This is a genomic window from Aliidongia dinghuensis, from assembly GCF_014643535.1.
Taxonomy (GTDB): domain Bacteria; phylum Pseudomonadota; class Alphaproteobacteria; order ATCC43930; family CGMCC-115725; genus Aliidongia; species Aliidongia dinghuensis.
The window spans coordinates 334,838-352,552 of record NZ_BMJQ01000004.1 but is presented as its reverse complement, the minus strand read 5'-3'; the positions used below and the strand labels follow the sequence as shown (position 1 = coordinate 352,552).

The following is a 17,715-nucleotide window of genomic DNA, read 5'->3' as shown; positions in this document are numbered from 1 at the left end:
GAGCAAGCTCCACGGCTCCCACCTCCAGGACGACGAAGGACTGTCCGTCACATGCCGTTTCCCGACGATCGCTCGTTTGCGCATTCGCTTCCACTCGATGGCACCGACCGAGTGGGCACGGACAAGAAGACCGCTGGCGACGGAAAGGACGGCACGAAGCAGGACAAGGAGCCCCCGCCGGCGCCCAGGCGGTTCGTGACCATGCATGAGGGCACGTTCCGCGGCACGAAGCTCGGGTACACGGTGACAGCCGGCGAGACGCATCTTGTCGACGGCGACGGCAAGCCGCGCGCGAGCCTTTTCACCTTCGCCTATGTGCGGGACGGCATGGTTGATCCGGCCAAGCGCCCGGTCACGTTCCTGTTCAACGGCGGGCCCGGCTCGGCCTCGCTCTGGCTGCATATGGGTGCCTTCGGTCCCCGCCGGATCGTCGTGCCGGGCGACGGCACCGGCGCCGGAGTCGGGCCCTACGAGATCGTCGACAACCCGCATTGCCCGCTCGACGAGACCGACCTCGTGTTCATCGACCCGGTCGGCACCGGCTTCAGCCGGCCGCTCGGCGAGGTCAAGCCCGAGGAGGCCTGGGGCCTCGATGCGGATGCCGGCATCATCGCCGATTTCATCAAGCGCTGGCTGACCGAGAACAAGCGCTGGGCCTCGCCGCGCTATCTCGCGGGCGAGAGCTATGGCACGACCCGGGCGGTCGCGGTCGCCGGCAAGCTGCAGGGCGGGCTCGCCGGCGTCGCCTTCAACGGCTTGGCGCTCATCTCGGTCATCCTCGATTTCCACACCGCGCGCTTCGAGAAGGGCAACACGCTGCCCGACGTCAGCTACCTGCCGACCTATGCCGCGACCGCCCATCACTACGGCCTGATCGCTGAGCCACCTGAGGAGCGCGCCCGGCTGCTCGACGAGGTCCGGCGCTTCGCGATCGAGGAATATGCGCCGGCGCTGCTCGCCGGCAGCCGGCTCGAGCCGGCGAAGCGCAAGCGCGTGCTGAAGAAGCTCGCGCGCTATTCGGGCCTCGACGAGGCCTGGCTCGATCGCTCGAACCTGCGCATCGACCCCGCGCGCTTCCGCAAGGAGCTGCTGCGCGAGCGCGGCATCGTGCTCGGGCGTTTCGACACGCGCTATCAGGGGCGCGACTACGACCAGGTCGGCGAGCTGCCGGACAATGATCCGTCGGCCTATGCGATCGACAGCGCCTATGTCTCGGCGATCAACGACTATCTCGACCGGACGCTCGCTGTCGAGATGGACCGGCCCTATGCCGTGTTCAACCGGGTGGCGCTCACCAAATGGGACTGGCACGGGCCGCGCAACGAGAACCAGCCGAGCTGGCCCGGCTACGTCAACGTGGCGCCGGAGCTGGGGCGCATTCAGCGCGAGAATGCCGGTGTCCGGGTGTTGATGGCCAACGGCCTCTACGACCTGGCAACGCCGTTCTTCGCCGCCGAGAACACAATCGCCGGCAACGGCATCGACGCGGCGCGCGTCACCATGCGCTATTACGACGCCGGGCACATGATGTATGTGCACGAGCCCTCGTTCGACGCGCTCATGACCGATTTCCGCGCGCTCGTGACCGGCAACTGACCCTGGGCCCTGCGGCTCTCGAGCCGTGCCTGCCGCGCGGGCGAGGGTCCCGGCATTGGCCGAGGCCAGGGGCACTCCCCAAATGTTATAGGACCGGCCGTTTCATACAAGGACAAGGCCCATGACTCCGACCGACATCGCCCGCGTGCAGGACTATCTGCGGCGGACTTTCGACAACAAGCGCATCTGCATCGATCCGCCGGCGAAGCGCGGCGCGCCCGTGGAAGTGCGCATCGGCGACGAGTTCATCGGCGTCCTGCATCGCGACGAGGAGGACGGCGAGGTCTCCTGGGCGCTGCACATGACGATCCTCGAGGAAGATCTGCCGCCGGCCCCGGCGGCGCCGACGCGCCGCTGAGGCGTCAGCCGAGCACCCGTTCCGGCGGGATCAGGATCGTGACCCTGGTCCCCTCGCCCGGTACGCTGTCGATTTCGAGCCGGCCGCCGTGCAGCTCGGCCAGCCGCTGCGCCAGGGGCAGGCCGAGTCCTGTGCCTTCATAGCGCCGGGACAAGGCGCGATCGACCTGGCGGAACGGCTGGAGCGCTACCGCGACCTCCTCGGCCGTCATGCCGATCCCCGTATCGGCGACGCGAAGCGCCAAGCCACCGCCGGCGGTCCGGTCGGCGGCAACGGCGATCGTGCCGCCGGGCTCGGTGAATTTTACCGCGTTCGAGAGCACGTTGAGCAAGACCTGGCGCATGCGCACGGGATCGAGGCTCAGTCTCGGCAGGTCGTCCGGCACCGCGACGGCGAGCTCGATGCCACGCTCCGTCGCCTTTTCGCGCACGAACGGCAGGCAATCCTCGACCAGCGCCCGTACCGACATGGCGCGCTCGTCGAGCTCCATCTGCCCCGCCTCGATCTTGGCGACGTCAAGCAGCGCGTTGATGATGGCAAGCAGATGCTGGCCGCTCGCATGCATGTCGCGGGCATAGTCGACGTAGCGCTGCTGCCCGAGCGGGCCGAACAGCTCCGACAGCATGATCTCCGAAAAGCCGATGATGGCGTTCAAGGGCGTCCTGAGCTCGTGGCTCATGTTGGCCAGGAACTCTGTCTTCGCGCGGTTCGCCAGCTCCGCCCGGTCGATCGCGCGGGACAGTTCCTCCTCGTGCGCCTTCAGGAGCGTGACGTCGACCATGACGCCGTCCCAGAGGATGGAGCCGTCCGGCGAGGGCGTCGGCACGAAGCCGCCCCGCAGCCAGGTGACGGCGCCGCTTTCGGCGTGCACCACCCGGAACGAGCTGCGCCAGGGTGCCGCCTCCCGTGACGCTGTTCGGGACGCCGCGGTCAGCGCCTGGCGATCCTCGCGGTGAATGGCGCGGAACAGCCGCATGGGGTCGGCCATGACCGCCGCGGGCGACAGGCCGCAGAGGTCTTCCACATGGTCGCTGATGAACGGCACGGCGACGCTGCCGTCGACCTGAACACGCATCTGCAGCACGATGCCGGGGATGTTGCCGCAGAGATGGCGCAGCTGCGCCTCGCGCTGGGCGAGCGCATCGTTGAGCGCCTGTAGTTGCGCTTCGCGGCGCTTGAGATCGGTGATGTCGACGCGGATGCCGGCGACGCCGCCTTCGGCCGTGATCCGCTCGTCGACCAGCAACCAGCCGCCGTTGCTCCGCCGTTGCTCGTAGGCGCCGCCCGGATTGCGGAAACGCTCCAGCCGATCGGCGATCCAGTCTTCCCGGTTCGAGGGGCCGCCCCGGAAGCCGGCGTCCCAGAGGCCGTGCAGGATCTCGACGAACGGTGTGCCGGGGACAAGCAGATGCGCGGCGCCCGGCCACATGGCCCGATAGGCCTCGTTGCACACGACGAAGCGCTCCTCGGCGTCGAACAGCACGAAGCCGCCGGGGATCGTCTCGATCGCGTCACGCAGCCGCGCCTCGTTCCGGATCGCCTTGCGCTCCGATGCCGACGCCTTGCGCAGGGCTGCGGCAAGCCGGGCCTCGCGCTCGAGCTCACGAAAATACCAGACCCAGCCGATCGCCTCGTCCGCCGTGCCGCAGAGGCTGCGGCCGGCGATTTCGAGCGTGCGCCCGTCGATCAGGCGAAAGACCTGCCCGTCGAGACGGCCCGCCTCGTCGCAGAACGCGCGCGGATCGCGCAGCCGGTCGAGCACGACGGCAGGATCCGACACGAGCCCGCCCATGCCGGAGAGCAGGGCCCAGAACGCACCCTCCGCGGCACTTGCCTCCGGCAGGCGCCACATGTCGAGAAACCGCCGGTTGCGCGAGAGAATGCGGCGGTCCGTACCGATCACCAGGACGCCGCCGGACGCCGCGTCCTCATAGGCCTTGAGGATCAGGGCCGGCAACGACGCCGTCCCCGGTTCGGCGACAGGAGGCTCTGCGGCGGCAAACTCGGTCGCATCGCGATAAAGATACATGCTCGTGCCTTCGGCGGGTCGCGAATCGATGCTCACCGCGACACGCTAGGCCTCGGCCGTGAAGCCAACCTTAAGGATGGTTCGCCCGAAGACGCGGCGCTCATCTCGGCCCGCCCCTCAACCTGCCCTGGCCTTGGCTTCGGCCCGCTTCAGCTTCAGGTGGATTTCCGTCTCAAGCTGGCGGAGTTGCCGGTCGAAGCTCTCGATCCGCTCGAAGCGCGCGCGACGCTGCTCGACGACCCTGCGGCCCCACAACCGGCGAATGCTGAAATCGCTGGCGACGCCCAGCAGGATCGTGCCCGACGCGAGCATGATCAGGGCCGCGATCCAGCCGCGATCATGATCGAGCGCCATGACCCCGCCCCAGAAGCCGATGGTGACGAGCGTCGATGACGCAACCAGCAGCAGCCGGCGTAGCTTCACATCCTGCCGGATCTCGCGCTTGCGCTGCTCGACCTCGGTGAAGGCATTCTCGAACTCGGCCCGCGCCATCGCCTGCCAGTCCCGGAACGACACGCCACGCACGGTGCGGCCGTCGCGGATGAATTGCTCCAGCCGGCGCACCAGATAGTCGGCCCGTTCCTGAGGGGTCGGATCGCTCATGATCGGCGGAGCCTAGCTGAATCATGGCTAACGAAAGGTTGCGATCCCCAGCCGCAATGGCGAGGCACTCGTTCGGCGGCCCGCTTGCGCGGCATCTATTTGTTGCTCAGCAGCAGGAGCGCCTTTTGCGTCTGCGCCAGCTGCCCTTCGAGCCCGCGGATGATCGTGATCAGGTCGGCGAATTCCTTCTCGCGCAGCATGTCGAGCTTCTGGTGCAGCAGCTCGATCTCCAGTTCGGACTTGATGTTGATGTCGTAGTCGTGCTGCGCCGAGCGCCGGTCGATCTCGGCCTGGCGGTTCTGGCTCATCATGATGACCGGCGCCGTGTAGGCCGCCTGGAACGACAGCACCAGATTGAGCAGGATGAACGGGTACGGGTCCCAATGCTCGACATAGGCCGTGACGTTCAGCAGCATCCAGATCGCGAGAATGATGCTCTGCACGATGATGAAGCGCCAGGACCCGACCGTCGACGCCACTGCATCGGACACGCGCTCGCCCAGCGTCAGGCCGTTGCCAGGCTCCGTCTGACGCCGCCGCCGCCGCGTCTCGCGCAGCCGCAGCAGCAGGCGCATCTCTTCGACCTGCAGCGGATGAATGAGCTGTTCGAGCATCGTGTCCTCTCCGAATCGGGTAGGCGTCGGGCGAGTGTAGCGGGTTTGTGCGAAGATACAGCCGGTGTTCGACCACGGCCGGCGGTTGACCGCCCCGCCCGATCCGGCTGAGAATGGCGTCCATGGCAACGATATATGTCGCGCGCAGCGCGAGCCTCAGCGACTGGGCCTCGGACGTCGGCCTGTCAAAGCATGTCTACAAGGTCGGCGTGACCGACGAGGACCCAAAGGCGCTCGCCGCCGCCGGCTGGGCCGGCTTTCCGGGCTGGACGCTGGTGAAACAGGCGCCGGCCGATGGCTTGAGCGACGAGGCGGCGATCGAGAAGCTGGCCGGCAAGGTCAAGATGATCGACCCGGCGCTCTATCCCAAGATCAAGGGCGTCCGCGGCATCTTCAAGGTGACGCCCGCCCAGGTCGAGAACCACATCGTCGTGACGCGCGCGCTCGAAGGATCGGCCGAGCTTGTCGCCCCCAAGCTGAAGCCGGCCGATTTCGCGGCCTTCCTCATTCACAACGCACTGCGCTGAACCGGCTGGAAGACGACGCCGAACAGGTTCACTTCCTCGCCGTCGGGCGGGAAAGGAATGCGCCGCACGAAGGTAAGGCCGATCCGCTCCAAGAGGCGGATCGAGCGGATATTGTCGATCGCGGTGATCGCGACGATGCGATCGAGGCCGACGCGGTCGCGGCCATGAGCGAGCGTTGCCGCCGCAGCCTCATAGGCAAGACCTTGCCCGACATAGGCAGGCAGGTACGCAAAGCCGATATCGACGTCTTCCAGCGTGTCGCGCTTGATCAGGCCACAGAGGCCGATTGGCGTGTCGTCGACCTTGAGCGCCGTCAGCCACAGGCCGAAACCCTCCCGCGCATACATCGCCTTCGGACCGCGCTCGATATAGGCGCGCGCATCGTCGAGCGTGCGCACGCCCTTGTCGCCGATGAAGCGCAGCCAGGACGGGTCGTTGAGCAGCGTCAGAATGAACGGCGCGTCGTCGACGGCAAGTTCGCGCAGGATCAGACGTTCGGTTTCGAGAATGGTAGAGGGCATCTTCACAAATCGTTCTTCTATTTGCTTTTTCCGATCATGCCTCTGCAGCGCAGTTCATGCCAACTGCTCATCTTCATTCGTCATGGCCGGGCTTGACGGTGCACTGAGCAATCCCTTTTTCGACGCTATCGCCCATATCGCCGCCCGACGAGCCAGTTCATGCTGGCGGTCAGCGACAGGGTGACAAGCATCAGGACGAAGCCGAGGCTGGCGCCGAACGGCCAGTTCGCGCGCTGCAGCACCTGGTCGGCCACGACCGGCGCCATCATCTGGAAGCTCGGGCCACCGAGCAGGACCGGCGTTGCGTAGGCATTCATCGACAGGATGAAGGAAAGCACGCCGGCGGCGAGTAACCCGGGCAGCGCCATCGGCAGGGTCACGAGCCGCCAGGTCTCGAACGGCGTCGCCCCCAGGCTCAGCGCCGCCTCCTCGGCCCTGCGGTCGATCCCCTCGATCACGCTCGAGAGCGTGAGCACGACATAGGAGAGGTTGACCGAGACGATGCCGATAATAACGGCGGTCGGCGTGAACATGATGTCGAGCGGCGCGTCGATCAGGCCCAGGGCCTGGAGCAAGCCGTTGACCAGCCCCTCCCGGCCGAACGCGACCATCCAGCCGGCGGCCCTCACCGCGTTGCCGACGAAGAGCGGCAGGACCACGGCCAGCAGCATGAGCCCCTTGTGCCGGCTCTGGGTGCGCGCCAGGAACTGCGCCACCGGCCAGCCGATGACGAGCGCCAGCAGCGTGACGCTCACCGAAACGGTCAGCGTCAAGGCCAATACATGGCGGTAATAGGGATCGGTCGCGAGCTTCAGGTAGTTCTCCGGCGTCGTCGCCTCGACCATGAACTGGCCGGGGATGAAGCGGTTGAAGCTGAAGCGCAGCATCAACAGCATCGGCAGGGCCAGGAAGACGAGCACGAGCAGGCTCGCGGGGGCCATCGCCCCCGTCCGCTGCCAGAAACTGCGCCGCCCGAAGCCGCGCTGCCAGAAGCCCCGCTGCTCTGGGGCCGCAACGTCCGCCATGGCGCCGCTCAGGCCTTGAATTCCTTGTCCCACCAGTCCTTGAGCGCCGCGTCGTTCTTGGCGAGATAGTCCTGGTCTTGCGCCAGGTAGATGACGTCAGGCGGGAAATCGATGCGTGCCTTCAGGTCGGCCGGGATCTCGACATTGCTGACGGTCGGGTTGTAGCCCATGCCGCGGGCGAACTGGACCTGGGCCGACGGATCGAGCAGCGCGTTCACCCAGGCATAGGCGCCGTCCTTGTTGCGCGCGTTCTTGGCGACGACCTGGTCCGAGACATAGAGCACGATCCCTTCCTTGGGATTGGCCATCTCGATCGGGATGCCGGCGTTCTGCCACATGACGCCGCGCGCCTTCCACATGATGCACATCCAGACCTCTTCGGTCTTGAGCGCCGACGCCATGGCCTCGTTGGTCGGGTAGATCTTGACGCCCTGCTTCTTGAGCTCGAGCAGCTTCGCCTTTCCCGGCTCGTAGTTCGACAGCGAGCCGCCGGCGATCATGGCGGCCGATTCGATCGTCGTCTGGTATTGGATGTCGATGACGCCGACCTTGCCGTTATAGGCCGGGTTCCACAGGTCGTTGTAGCTGGTCGGCTTCTCCTTCACGTACTTCGGGTTATAGAGGATGACGCGGCCGGTATAGATGTGCGGCACCGCATAGGGGGTCTTGAGCTTGTCCAGGATGTGGACGGCATTCGGGATCTTCTTGGTGTCGAGCTCCAGGAGCGTGCCGTTCTTCCACATCTCGTAGCTGCCCGAATGGGTCAGCGCCACCACGTCCATCGAGCCGCGCGGCAACGGCTTCTCGGCCAGGAGCTTGGTCTTGCGCGCCGTGTCCATGCCTGTGTCGAAGACGATCTGGTAGCCGGTCGGGCCCATGAGCGGCTTGGCGATGTATTGATCCATCAGGTTCTGGTAGTCGCCGCCCCAGGTGCCGACGATCACCTGCCCGCCAGCCGCCTCCGCCTGTCCGATCAGCCCGGTCCTGGGTGCCAGGCCGGCGACTGCGGCCCCTGCTCCCAGCCCTTGCACGAAACGACGCCGCGTAATGTTCCCCGTCATGATCAGCACTCCCCAGCCGTAAGGTTTCGCGTTCTTTGTCGGTTATTTAGTTTCTCGTTTGCTCAGGCCCTGGCGAGACCGTCGGCATCAAGGCCGATGATCGCGTCGGGCGGGATCTCGACCCAGACATCCTGGCCCGGCGCCGTCCGATCGAGCCAGCCGCCGCTCGCTTGCTCGACCAGCAGGCGATCGCCGCCCGGCAAGTCCAACGCCACTTCCGCGATCGGCCCCAGATAGGTCACCAGCGACACGCGCGCCGGCACGCGTCCCGGCCCGGCTGCGGCCGCCATGGCGAGCGCCTCCGGCCGCAGCATCAGGGTCTGGACCCCGTCGAACGAGCGTTCGGCCTCGAGCGTCCAGCCGTTGTTCGTCGTGAACTGCCGTCCCTGGCCCGAACCTTCGAGAAAATTGCCGCGGCCGATGAAGCCCGCGACGAAGCGGCTCGCCGGCCGGCGATAGAGCGCCTGGGGCGTGCCGATCTGCTCGACCTTGCCGGCGTTCATCACCACGAGCCGGTCGCCGAGGCTCATCGCCTCGTCCTGGTCGTGGGTGACGAGGATGGTCGCGATGCCGAGCAGCCGCTGCAGCGCCTTCAGCTCCTGGCGCACCTCGTGCCTGAGCTTGGCGTCGAGGGCCGAGAGCGGCTCGTCCAGCAAAAGGATGTCCGGCTCGATCACCAGCGCGCGGGCGATCGCGACGCGCTGCTGCTGGCCGCCCGACATCTGCTTCGGCATCCGCTCGGCGAAGCTCTCGAGCCGAACCAGGCCCAGAGCGCGCGTCACGCGCTCCTTGATCTCCGCTTCCGGGCGCTTGCGCCGCCGAAGCCCGAAGGCGACGTTCTCGAACACCGAGAGATGCGGGAACAGCGCGTAGTTCTGGAACACGACGCCGATGTTGCGCCGATGCGGCGGTTCCTGGGTGATGTCTCGGCCGCCAAGCGAGACGCGGCCGTCGCTCGCTTCGACGAAGCCCGCAATCATGCGGAGCGTCGTGGTCTTGCCGCAGCCGGACGGCCCCAGCAGCACCAGGAACTCGCCGTCATCGACCGTGAGCGAGAGCGATTCCACCGCGGCGTGGGTGCCGTAGAGCTTGGTCAGACGATCGAGAATCAGTGCGGGCATTTCTCTAGACCACCCTTGCCAGGCCGACCATCCGATCGGTCGCCACCAGCCCCGCCCCGATCAGCAGGACCTGCAGGGTGGAGACGGCGGCGATCGTCGGGTCGAGCTTCCATTCAAGATACTGCAGGATCGCGATCGGCAGGGTCGTCTCGCCGGGCGCCACCAGGAACAGCGAGATTTCGAGGTTGCCGAAGCTGACGACGAACGCGAAGAGCGCCGCTGCGACAAGACCCGGCCAGACGAGCGGCAGGGTCACCTTCCGGATGACGGTCCAGCCGTGCGCGCCCAGGCTCGCGGCAGCCTCCTCGATCGCCGGATCGAGGCCGACCAGGTTCGCGGTCAGGAGCCGGATGCACCAGGGGATGGTCAGGAGGACATGCGCGCCGACCAGGCCCGGCAGCGAGCCCGCGAGCGGGATGTCCGTCACGATCTCGATCTGAATGAAGAAGATGTAGAGCGCCGCACCGATGACGATCGCCGGCACGATGAGCGGCGCCATCAGGAAGTTGAGCAGCACCTCGCGTCCGGCGAAACGCGCCCGCACGAGTACGAGGCTCGCCGGCAGGCTGACGGCGAGCCCGGCCGCGGTCGCGAGCAGCGCCACCTCCAGGCTGAGGAGGAAGCCGTCGACGAAATCCTGCTTGCCCAGCAGGCCTGTGTACCAGCGCAGCGAATAGCCATCCGGCGGCAGCGTCAGGATCTCGTTCGAGAAGAAGCTGAGCCACAGCACAAGCAGGATCGGCACGATGAGGAAGCCGAACCCGCCCCAGACGGCGGCACCATAGGCCAGCCGTCCGAGCCGTTCGCCCAAGCGCTTGCCCGGGACCATCCGGCGATCCTCAGGCGCCGAGCGCGTTCTTGTAGAAACGGCCGGCCTTCATGATGGCCGGGATATGGGCACCCTGGTCCTGGAACAGGCTGAGGTCCCGGGTCGGGTCGCCATCGACCACGAGCAGGTCGGCATAGGCGCCGGGCACGAGCTCGCCCAGCTGCCCCTCGCGCTGCAGCAGGCGGGCATTGACGACCGTCGCCGACTGGATGACCTCGGTGGCCGGCATGACCTCGCTGCGGATCAGGAACTCGCGCGACTGGTCGTCCTGCAGCTGACCCAGGAGGTCGCTGCCGTAGCAGATCGGCACACCGGTCTTGCGGCACATGTCGAGCGAGCGCAAGCCGGCCTCGAGCACGACCTCGTTCTTGGCGAGGCTGTATTCGGTCAAGCCGAAGTCCCGGCCGCGCCGGCGCATCGCGTCATAGGCGACGAGCGTCGGCACCAGGAAGGCGCCTTTTTCCTTCATCAGGTCGACGGCTTCCTGGTCGATCAGGTTGCCGTGCTCGATCGAGCGCACGCCCTGGCCGACGGCGCGCTTCACCGCCTCGGCCGAATAGGCATGGGCGCAGACATAGGAGCCCCAATTCCGCGCCTCTTCGGTCGCGGCCGCGATCTCGTCCAGGCGGAACTGCAGGCTGTCGAGCGGATCGGACTGCGAGGCGACGCCGCCCGAGACCATGATCTTGATCTGGTTAGCACCTTTTCTCAGCTCGTCGCGCACGGCACGGATCATCTCCGGCACGCCGTCCACGATGCGCGTCGTGTATGTCAGGCCCGAGCAGCAGCCGCATTCGATCTCGGTCTGGGTCCGGTTCCGGAAATCGCCGTGACCACCGGTCTGGCTGATCGCCTGGCCCGAGATGAAGAGACGCGGCCCTTCGACCAGGCCGGTCTCGGAGGCAACCTGCATGCCCCAGTCGCCGCCGCCGGTGTCGCGCACGGTCGTGAAGCCGCGCATCAGCATGTTGCGCATCATCACGCCCGCCTTGGCGGCAAGCAGCGTCAGCGGCACGCCCGCCAGGTGCTGGATGTTCACTTCCGACAGGAAGATATGGATATGGGCGTCGATCAGGCCCGGCATCAGCACCTTGCCGCCGAGATCGACCCGCCGGGCCGTCGCGGCCTTGATCGGCGTGTCGCTCACTTCCTTGATCCGGTCGCCCTCGACCAGCAGGTCGATGCCGTCCTTCACCACGCCTGCGCGCACATCGAGAAACCGGCCGCCGGTGAACAGAATGCCACTCATACTTCCCGAGCTCCCTCGCCTGTCTTCGTGAGTTCGTCTTCGTGAATTCGGCCGTATGTCCTCGCTAGCCAGGACGATGCTGCCGCAGGAACGCCAGCAGATCCTCGCCGGCGCTGTGCACATGCCGGCGCACTAGATCGCCCGCTTCCTGAGCATTGCGCTGCCGGCAGAGTTTCAACAATTGGGCATGTTCGGCCCGGGCGCGCTCGACGCCGCTGGTCAGCACCAGCTGCAGCCGCGTGTAGCGATCGGTATTGCCAAGCAAACTCTGGACCATGCCCAGCGAGCGGCTGCGGCCGGCCGGCCGATAGAGCGTCAGATGGAATTCGGAATTCATCTCGCCCCAGGCATGGACGTCGGCGTCGTTGAGCGCATTCTCGTAGCTCTGCAGGATCCGTTCCGCCGCGGCGAGGTCGCCCTCCGTCATGTTCGGGATCGCGCGCGCCAAGAGGTCGGGCTCCAGAAGCGCCCGAAGGTCGAACAGCTCGGCGATCTCGTCCAAGGACAGGGCCGAGACCACGGCGCCGCGATGAGCGTGCAGCGTCACCAGCCCCTCGGCCTCGAGCTGCCGGAACGCCTCGCGGATCGGGATGCGGCTGACGCCCAGTTCGGCCGCGAGCGCGTCCTGGCGCAGGCTCTCGCCCTCGGCATAGTCGCCGGCGAGGATGCGCTCGCGGATCGCCTCGGCCGCGGCCTCCGTCACCGTCTGCCGCTTCAGCGTCCCGCCGCGCGCCCGGGACACCTGCGCCCGTGAAACCGTCGCCGTTACAGCCACACCGCTCCCCTCGTTCGTTGCGCCCACGTTCGTTATGCCGGCCGTTCCGCCGATCGACGATGGCACCATAACAGGTCGATCGACGGATTGTAAGATTGGATAAAATATGCGATACGCCTTTATCCAATCCAACACCAGGACCAGAGATCATGGCGAAGCAGGTCACTTGGACGGGCGTTTTCCCGGCGGTCACGACCCAGTTCCATGCCGATGACAGCATCGATTTCGCGGCGACCCAGAAGGTCGTGCGCGCTCTTGTCGCGGACGGCATCGACGGGCTCATCGCCTGCGGCTCGGTCGGCGAGAACTCGGCACTGACCGCCGGCGAGAAGCGCGAGGTCGTGGCGGCCATCAAGGAGGCGGCGGCCGGCAAGGTGCCGGTCATCACCGGCGTCGCGGAGAATTCGACGAAGGCAGCCGAGACCTATGCCCGCGACGTCGAGAAGCTCGGCGCGGATGGGCTCATGCTGATGCCGCCGATGGTCTATTCGGCGAGCCCGCGCGAGATCGTCGCCTTCTTCAAGAGCGTCGCCGCCGTCTCCGACCTGCCGATCATGATCTACAACAACCCGCCGGCCTATCGGAACGACGTGACGCCGGCAATGGTCCAGCAGCTGACCGACGTCGACACGATCGTCGCGATCAAGGAATCCTCGGGCGACACGCGCCGCTTCGTCGATCTGCAGAACCTGATCGGCGACCGGTTCCAGCTGTTCTGCGGCTTGGACGACGTGATCCTCGAGACCGGCACCTTGGGCGCCGTCGGCTGGATCTCGGGTCTGTCCAACGTCTTCCCGGTCGAGTGCCACCGGCTCTTCACCATGGTGCGCGAGGGCCGTGCCCAGCAGGCGATGCCGCTCTATCGCTGGCTGATGCCGCTCCTGCACCTGGATGCCCGCGCCGACCTCGTGCAATGCATCAAGCTGTGCGAGCAGATCATGGGCCGCGGCTCCGAGCGGACCCGCCCGCCGCGCCTGATGCTGGAAGGTGCCGAGCGCGCCTTGGTCGAGGGCCTGATGAAGACGGCGCTCGAAACGAGGGCCCGGATCGCGGAGATCGCCTGATGCCGACCTTCGGCGGCGTGCCGGAAGGCCGGCACACATTCTCGTGCATCGACGGCCACACCTGCGGCAACCCGGTCCGCCTGGTCACGGGCGGCGGCCCCCTGCTCAAGGGGGCGACCATGAGCGAGCGGCGCCAGGATTTCCTGGCCCGCTTCGACTGGGTCCGGCGCGCGCTGATGTTCGAGCCGCGCGGCCATGACGTCATGTCCGGCTCGATCCTCTATCCGCCGACGCGGGCGGATTGCGACATCGCGATCCTGTTCATCGAGGTCTCGGGCTGCCTGCCCATGTGCGGCCACGGCACGATCGGCACGGTCACCATGGCGCTCGAGAACGGCCTCGTGACGCCGGCCGTCGAAGGCACGCTCCGGCTCGACGCGCCCGCCGGTCCCGTGACCGCGACCTATGTGCGCGACGGCGCCCATATCGACAGCGTGCGCATCCGCAACGTGCCGTCGTTCCTCGCCGCCGCCGACCTCAAGATCGAGGTCGAGGGGCTGGGCGAGCTCGTGGTCGACATCGCCTATGGCGGCAATTTCTATGCGATCGTCGAGCCGCAGAAGAATTACGCCGGCATCGATGCGCTCGGCGCAGGCAAGATCGTGAGCCTGAGCCCGCGCGTGCGCGCCGCGGTCAACCGGGCGTTCGACGCGGTCCATCCACTCGACCCGACGATCCGCGGCGTCGGCCACGTACAATGGACCGACAAGCCGCAGAACGCCCGCGCCCATGCCCGCAATGCGGTGTTCTATGGCGACAAGGCGATCGACCGCTCGCCGTGCGGCACCGGCACTTCAGCCCGCATGGCGCAGTTGGTGGCACGCGGCCGTCTCGCGGTCGGCCAGGACTTCATCCACGAGAGCATCATCGGCACGCTGTTCGAAGGCCGGGTCGAGGCCGCCGACCGGATCGGCACGACGGATGCGATCGTGCCCAGCATCGCCGGCTGGGCGCGGCAGCACGGGCTCAATACGATCTTCGTCGACAGCCGCGATCCGCTTGCCGGCGGCTTCCAGCTCGCCTGAGTTGCGCGCCATGCCCCCACAGATCGCGATCGCCGGCGCCGGCATTATCGGCATGAGCACCGCCCGTGCGCTCCAGCGCGCGGGCGCCGCCGTCACCGTCTATGACCCGGCGGAGCCGGGCTCCGTCTGCTCGTTCGGCAATGCCGGCAACATCGCGATCGATCATGTCCGGCCGCTGACCCGGCTCGATATCCTGGCGAGCGTGCCGCGCATGCTGGCGGATCCGCTGGCGCCACTCTGTCTCAAGTTCGCGGGCGTGCCGCGCGTCTGGCCCTGGCTCTGGCGCGCGGCCAGGGCCTCGCTGCCGGGCCAGGAGCGGCTCGGCACGCAGGCGCTGGCCGCCCTCCTCGGCCGCGCCCGCACCGCCTGGGACGAGGAGATCCGGCTTTCCGGGCTGGGCGATCTGTTTCATACCGCCGGCGCGCTCGTCGCCTACGAACAACCCGAGGCGTTCACCGCCAGCGCCGACGATGCCCGGATCCTGCGCGACAACGGCGTCAGGGTCGAGCTGCTGTCGGCCGAGCGGATCAACGCACTGGTCCCGGGCCTCACCCGGCCGGCAGCGGGCGGCCGGTTCTATCCCGATGCCGCCCACACGGTCGATCCGTACGGCGTCGTGAACCGCCTGGCCGAGCGCTTCATCGCCGAGGGCGGCACGATCCGGCGCGAGCGGGTGACGGGTTTCAACCTCAGCGACGGCCGCGTCATCGGCATCCACACCGACCAGCGCAACACGCCGGTCGACGCGGTCGTGCTCGCGACCGGCATCGCGTCGCGCACCCTTGCCGAACAGCTGGGCGCACGCACGCCGATCAGCGGCGAGCGCGGCTATCACGTCATGCTCGAGAACGGCCCGCCGCTCGAGCTGCCGACGACCTTCGCCGAACGCGGCTTCATCGCGGTGCCCATGGCCATGGGCCTGCGCCTCGCCGGCACGGTCGAGCTCGGTGCCGGCGAGGCGCCGGACTGGCGCCGCGCCGAGGCGCTGCTGCGTCACATGCGCACACTCTTCGGCCGGCAGGACCTCACTGAGGTGAGCCGCTGGACCGGCGACCGGCCGACCCTGCCCGACTATCTGCCGATGCTGGGGGCCAGCCCGCGCGCCCGCAACGCGATCTTCGCCTTCGGCCACCAGCACATCGGCCTGACGCTCGCCGCGATCACCGGCCGGATCGCGCGCGATCTCGCACTGGAGCGCCCGGTCGACATCGATCTCTCGGCCTGCCGGACGGACCGGTTCGGGCGGCTGAACTAAGCCGAAGCCCGAGCTGGCAACAGGGCTTGCGACCCTTTACAGGCTGTCGGGCGCGACAAAGGTGTACCCCAGGCCCTGCACCCCGGTGACGACGGCCTGGAGGTAGCTGAGGTTGTCGGTGTGAATGAAGAAGCTCGCGAACCCGTCGCGCACGACCAGATTACGCTGCGCATCCGCCAGGATGTCCGCCGGCAGGCGCGCCGGCGAGACGTCGAACCCCTGGGGCGCGATGCCGCCCAGATTGTCGGGCAGGGTCGTGCCGCCGTAGACATCGTAGACGACATAGGGGAAATACTGGCCGACGAACCTTGTATAGTCGATCGGCCCGCCGTCCGTCAGCAGCCCGCTGAAATAGAGCGACCGTTCGGCACGCGCGTTGAAGATCTCCGCCGCCACTGCGTAATCGGTCGCCGAGGCGGCATAGTCGGGGAATGTCACGAGCGGCGGCAGGTCGAGCCCCGCGTCCTGGAGATCCGCTTGAGCTGAGAGGAAGCGGCCGGCCGCCCAGGTGTCCGAATCCGGCGGCAACGGCCCCTGGTAGTTGGGCGTGGAATCGGCATTCAGCGTCACGCGGAAGAATTCGCAATCTCGACCCGTCACGGCGTTGATGGGGTTCGGGACATTGGAATATTGGTGGGTCCAGCCATGATTGATCATGACCCCGCCGGCGTCCTGCATGTACCGGATCGCCCTGACCATCGCCGGCTTGCTGCTGAGCGGGATGTTCTGCGGCACACCGTTGCTGTAGACGCCATTCGGATCCAGGTAGCGCGGGATGATCTGGAAGCCGAACGGCACGCCTTGGCTCGCGAGATAATCCGCGACTGCGCGTAATTGCGTGGGGTCATAGGTCGGGTCGATGTCCTCGAGCCGGACGAGGGCCCGATGCTGGGTCGGCGTGGTGGGGGCGAGCGCGTCGAACAGCAGGTCGCAGAACGCCAGGTAGCGGTCACCCTCCGAGATATAGACGAGCGGGTTGTCGCCGGTATATGTGAGGTTGCCCGAGCGCAAGGCCCAGGGGAACGTCGTGCCGTCGGAGCGGACGCAGGTCGCGAGCACGCTCACGTTCGAGCCGACCACGGCGTAGTTCATGATGCCGGCGCCGTTCGCGGAATAGCGCTTCAGCTTCTGACCCTTGTAGTCGACCTCTGCGACCGTCGAGAAATCGAGCTGCGACCAGTTCCAGCCATAGAGCGCGGTAAAGTTCGCGGCGCGCGCGGTCAATTGCCAGATGTTGTCATAGACCCAGATGACCGATTGGGTCCCCGCCAGCACGTCGTCGAGGAACGCGGTCGGGATCGGTTCGCCATAGGTCGAGCCGATATAGATCACGCAGGAATACTGGCTGAGCTCGCCAGATTCGTACTGGACGACCGGCATGGCGGTCCAGTTACCGAAATGGCTCGCCAGGTTGACGGCCATGATGGCGTAGAGCTCGCCGAGCCAGCCCGATTGGCCCGTCGTGTCGTAGAGCACGAGCGTCGAGGGCATCCAGTCTGCCGTCGTCGGGGCCAGCGGGACCGCGAGGGGCCGCGGGGTCGACGCCGTCCTCCGCATGCGGCGCGTGGCGAGCGCGGGGCCGCTCTTCACGGTCCTGGGCGCCGGCCATGGGCTCGCGAGCGGCCCGCCCTGCGGCCGCAGGTAGGGGTTCCCAGGATAGTCGTGGACGGCATAGTTCGGTGCCGGCAGCTTGTTTATCTCAGGCCCCAGGGCCGCGGCGGCGCCGGTCGGAAGTGCGGCCCCGGCGAGCGCTGCGCCGCCGGACAGAAGGACGAAGCGGCGGGAAAGGGATTGATCTCGTGCCATGAGTTTCCCCCCAATGCGCTCTCGCTGCGACGGGAATGTCAGGCCCGATTACCGCCACGGGCCAACGGGCGATTGTCCCGCCGGAAAACTGCATCGGCCAGCGATTAAGCGGTTCCCGATTACTTACGGGATTCCGAAGGTATTGCGTCGAGCGCGGCGCCGATGAGGCCCTCGGCGAATGCCCCGCACTCCCTCAGTACCCATCCGGCGCTGCTGTGGCACGGGGTCGCAACGGCTTTTCCTCAAGCACTTAGCGC

At 67.2% G+C, this 17,715-nt stretch carries 17 protein-coding genes; 6 read left to right on the top strand and 11 right to left on the bottom strand.

Annotation, left to right across the window (positions count from 1 at the left end):
- The first annotated feature begins 111 nt into the window (after nt 1-111).
- Together IEY58_RS09920 and IEY58_RS09915 are read left to right on the top strand one after the other, a co-directional pair.
- Nucleotides 112-1,596 carry a S10 family peptidase gene (locus IEY58_RS09920; protein WP_229743622.1) on the top strand — a complete coding sequence of 495 codons (1,485 nt, stop codon included), beginning with the start codon at nt 112-114 and terminating at the stop codon, nt 1,594-1,596.
- A gap of 121 nt (nt 1,597-1,717) precedes the next feature.
- Nucleotides 1,718-1,954: a DUF3126 family protein gene (locus IEY58_RS09915; protein WP_189045103.1), complete on the top strand. Its 237-nt coding sequence runs from the start codon at nt 1,718-1,720 to the stop codon at nt 1,952-1,954.
- 4 nt (nt 1,955-1,958) lie between these two features.
- On the opposite strand, the gene IEY58_RS09910 is transcribed toward IEY58_RS09915, so the two are convergent.
- The 3 genes from IEY58_RS09910 to IEY58_RS09900 form a co-directional block, all read right to left on the bottom strand.
- On the bottom strand, nt 1,959-3,911 hold the full coding sequence (locus IEY58_RS09910; RefSeq protein ID WP_189045101.1) for a PAS domain-containing sensor histidine kinase: 1,953 nt from the start codon (nt 3,909-3,911) through the stop codon (nt 1,959-1,961).
- A 189-nt stretch (nt 3,912-4,100) separates the two neighbouring features.
- Entirely contained in the window at nt 4,101-4,586 is a 486-nt protein-coding gene (locus IEY58_RS09905) for a hypothetical protein (protein ID WP_189045099.1), read from the bottom strand.
- Nucleotides 4,587-4,681: 95 nt separating this feature from the next.
- Nucleotides 4,682-5,200, bottom strand: coding sequence for a DUF1003 domain-containing protein (locus IEY58_RS09900; RefSeq protein ID WP_189045097.1), 519 nt, complete (start codon nt 5,198-5,200; stop codon nt 4,682-4,684).
- A 122-nt stretch (nt 5,201-5,322) separates the two neighbouring features.
- On the opposite strand from IEY58_RS09900, the gene IEY58_RS09895 reads away from it, so the two are divergent.
- A complete protein-coding gene (locus tag IEY58_RS09895; RefSeq protein ID WP_189045095.1) occupies nt 5,323-5,727 on the top strand; it encodes a hypothetical protein in 405 nt (134 codons plus the stop codon).
- Here the strand turns inward: IEY58_RS09895 and IEY58_RS09890 are convergent.
- The 7 genes from IEY58_RS09890 to IEY58_RS09860 all read right to left on the bottom strand — a co-directional run bounded on the left by IEY58_RS09890 (nt 5,709) and on the right by IEY58_RS09860 (nt 12,308).
- Nucleotides 5,709-6,248, bottom strand: a complete 540-nt coding sequence (locus IEY58_RS09890; protein WP_189045093.1) for a GNAT family N-acetyltransferase — start codon at nt 6,246-6,248, stop codon at nt 5,709-5,711. The two genes, IEY58_RS09895 and IEY58_RS09890, sit on opposite strands and share 19 nt — an antisense overlap.
- Before the next feature lie 125 nt (nt 6,249-6,373).
- Complete coding sequence (locus IEY58_RS09885; RefSeq protein WP_229743621.1) at nt 6,374-7,273, bottom strand: ABC transporter permease; 900 nt, start codon at nt 7,271-7,273, stop codon at nt 6,374-6,376.
- Between the two features lie 8 nt (nt 7,274-7,281).
- Nucleotides 7,282-8,334, bottom strand: coding sequence for an extracellular solute-binding protein (locus tag IEY58_RS09880; RefSeq protein ID WP_189045091.1), 1,053 nt, complete (start codon nt 8,332-8,334; stop codon nt 7,282-7,284).
- A 62-nt stretch (nt 8,335-8,396) separates the two neighbouring features.
- Complete coding sequence (locus tag IEY58_RS09875; protein ID WP_189045089.1) at nt 8,397-9,455, bottom strand: ABC transporter ATP-binding protein; 1,059 nt, start codon at nt 9,453-9,455, stop codon at nt 8,397-8,399.
- 4 nt (nt 9,456-9,459) lie between these two features.
- Nucleotides 9,460-10,284 (bottom strand): ABC transporter permease, encoded by an 825-nt coding sequence (locus IEY58_RS09870; protein WP_189045087.1) that lies wholly within the window; start codon nt 10,282-10,284, stop codon nt 9,460-9,462.
- A gap of 10 nt (nt 10,285-10,294) precedes the next feature.
- A complete protein-coding gene (locus tag IEY58_RS09865; protein ID WP_189045085.1) occupies nt 10,295-11,533 on the bottom strand; it encodes a metal-dependent hydrolase family protein in 1,239 nt (412 codons plus the stop codon).
- Nucleotides 11,534-11,597: 64 nt separating this feature from the next.
- Nucleotides 11,598-12,308 carry a GntR family transcriptional regulator gene (locus IEY58_RS09860; RefSeq protein ID WP_229743620.1) on the bottom strand — a complete coding sequence of 237 codons (711 nt, stop codon included), beginning with the start codon at nt 12,306-12,308 and terminating at the stop codon, nt 11,598-11,600.
- A gap of 149 nt (nt 12,309-12,457) precedes the next feature.
- On the opposite strand from IEY58_RS09860, the gene IEY58_RS09855 reads away from it, so the two are divergent.
- Genes IEY58_RS09855 through IEY58_RS09845 form a run of 3 tightly spaced genes read left to right on the top strand, consistent with a single transcriptional unit; the run spans nt 12,458 to nt 15,652 of the window.
- Entirely contained in the window at nt 12,458-13,372 is a 915-nt protein-coding gene (locus tag IEY58_RS09855) for a dihydrodipicolinate synthase family protein (protein ID WP_189045081.1), read from the top strand.
- Nucleotides 13,372-14,397, top strand: coding sequence for a 4-hydroxyproline epimerase (locus IEY58_RS09850; protein WP_189045079.1), 1,026 nt, complete (start codon nt 13,372-13,374; stop codon nt 14,395-14,397). Before IEY58_RS09855 ends, IEY58_RS09850 begins: the two co-directional genes overlap by 1 nt.
- Before the next feature lie 10 nt (nt 14,398-14,407).
- On the top strand, nt 14,408-15,652 hold the full coding sequence (locus IEY58_RS09845) for an NAD(P)/FAD-dependent oxidoreductase (protein ID WP_189045077.1): 1,245 nt from the start codon (nt 14,408-14,410) through the stop codon (nt 15,650-15,652).
- A 36-nt stretch (nt 15,653-15,688) separates the two neighbouring features.
- On the opposite strand, the gene IEY58_RS09840 is transcribed toward IEY58_RS09845, so the two are convergent.
- Nucleotides 15,689-17,458 (bottom strand): DUF2334 domain-containing protein, encoded by a 1,770-nt coding sequence (locus IEY58_RS09840; protein ID WP_229743619.1) that lies wholly within the window; start codon nt 17,456-17,458, stop codon nt 15,689-15,691.
- Between the last annotated feature and the right edge of the window lie 257 nt (nt 17,459-17,715).